Below are 1,719 nucleotides of genomic sequence, written 5' to 3' on the forward strand. Positions count from 1 at the left end.
TTTGATGCTGGTACTGGCCATTGCTTTTGTCGTGAAAGTGATGCCCAGCTACTATGATTACTGGTCCTTACAAAACATCGTCAAGCAACAGGCGCAACAGGCCGGACCCGAAGAATCCGCCGGACAAATACTGTATAATCTGAATGGCAGGCTGGGGGTCGCCATGATCCACATTCCACAAAAAGACATCATTATTGAAAAAGCGGGTTCTGGACCGGTTTTGATTACCGTTACCTACGACAAAATAGTGCCTTTGGCAGGAAATATGAGCCTGCTTCTGCATTTTCAGGCAAAGGGCGGTCACTGAAGTGTTCGTCTGAAAGCGGTCGTGGGCCGGGAAGCTTTTTGCTCCATTGTTCCTTGCCTGTTGTTCCAAGGCGCATCCTGCTGTCAGGAGAGAACTCGCCCTGCGGGCTCAAACAGCTCTCCTGACGGGCGCAGGATTTCGCCAGGAACAACAACGGCTCAGAAGAAAAGTCGCTGCAAAGCTTCCCAGACCACGACCGCTTTCAGGAATATTCAGGATCAGCTCAGCACTTCACCAGCGACTGAAGTTTTTTCGGAGTATTCGCGACCTGTTCTTTCCGTGTATGATGGCGCTGTTTTTTGTTTCAAAATCACTGAGAATGGGGTTATGGGTTCGCTGGATACACTGCAAAAAACGCTGGGATACCGCTTTGCCGAAATGGGTTTGCTCACCCAGGCATTGACGCATCGTAGTGCTGGATCTGCACATAATGAACGACTGGAATTTCTGGGTGATGCTGCCCTTAATTTTGTGGTGGCGGCCCGACTGTTTGGTCGTTTCCCCAAGGTGAGCGAGGGCGATTTATCCCGTATGCGCGCACGGCTGGTGCGCGAAGAAACGCTGGCTGAAATTGCCGGTGAAATTGCCTTGGCGGATTATCTGATTTTGGGTCCGGGCGAAGTGCGCAGTGGTGGCGCGCGGCGCGATTCCATTCGCGCCGACGCCCTGGAAGCCGTTATTGGTGCGGCCTTTCTGGATGGAGGCTTCAGTGCTGCTGAAGGCATTGTCCTCAAGTTGCTGGAACCGCGTATTACCGATCAGTTGGGTGATGCTGAATTACGCGACCCCAAAACCCGTTTGCAGGAGTTTTTGCAGGGTCGAGGGCGACCCCTGCCGATTTATACGCTCATTGAAGAAAAAGGGCAGGCCCACGAAAGGCGGTTTGTGGCGCGCTGTAGCGTTCCCGGGATTGAGCCGACGGAAGCAGAAGATGGCAGTCGGCGCAAAGCCGAGCAGCAGGCGGCTACATTGATGCTTACGCAACTGCAGAACACGCCGCGTGGCTGAAAATACTGATCAGGACCGCGTCGAAACCTACCGGAGTGGTTATGTAGCCCTGCTGGGCCGCCCCAATGTGGGGAAATCTACCCTGCTCAATCATCTGGTGGGGCAAAAAATCAGTATTACGGCCCCCCGTCCACAAACTACCCGTGATCAGATTCTGGGCATTTTAACCCGATCTGATGGTCAGGCCCTGTTTTTGGATACCCCGGGTGTTCATAGTGGTTACCGTAGCCTGAACAGGCACCTGCTCAGAGCAACGCGAGGCGCCCTGGAGTCGGCAGATCTGGGTGTATTGGTGGTGGAGGCCCTAGCCTGGACAGCTGATGATGGAGAAGCCCTGCGCTGGTTGCAGCGTAGTGGCATTCCGATACTGGCTGTGGTCAATAAAATAGACAAAATCAAGACCA

Annotated in this window: 3 protein-coding genes; all 3 read left to right on the plus strand. The window is 53.6% G+C overall.

From position 1 onward, the window contains the following. Positions 1-307 (plus strand): DUF4845 domain-containing protein (locus AC2VLY_RS05460; protein ID WP_486921902.1); only part of this gene is annotated, 307 nt, incomplete at its 5' end. Positions 308-634: 327 nt separating this feature from the next. After that, a complete protein-coding gene (gene rnc / locus AC2VLY_RS05465) occupies positions 635-1,315 on the plus strand; it encodes a ribonuclease III (RefSeq protein ID WP_193651248.1) in 681 nt (226 codons plus the stop codon). Then, the coding region (locus AC2VLY_RS05470; RefSeq protein WP_486921903.1) for a GTPase at positions 1,308-1,719 on the plus strand (412 nt) is incomplete at its 3' end. The genes rnc and AC2VLY_RS05470, both read left to right, overlap by 8 nt.

The organism is Acidithiobacillus sp. TH-A36 (genome assembly GCF_057473445.1).

What these genes read in the sequence shown, in the direction of transcription:
- rnc (WP_193651248.1), top strand. Translation starts at nt 635, where the DNA reads ATGGGTTCGCTGGATACACTGCAAAAAACGCTGGGATACCGCTTTGCC.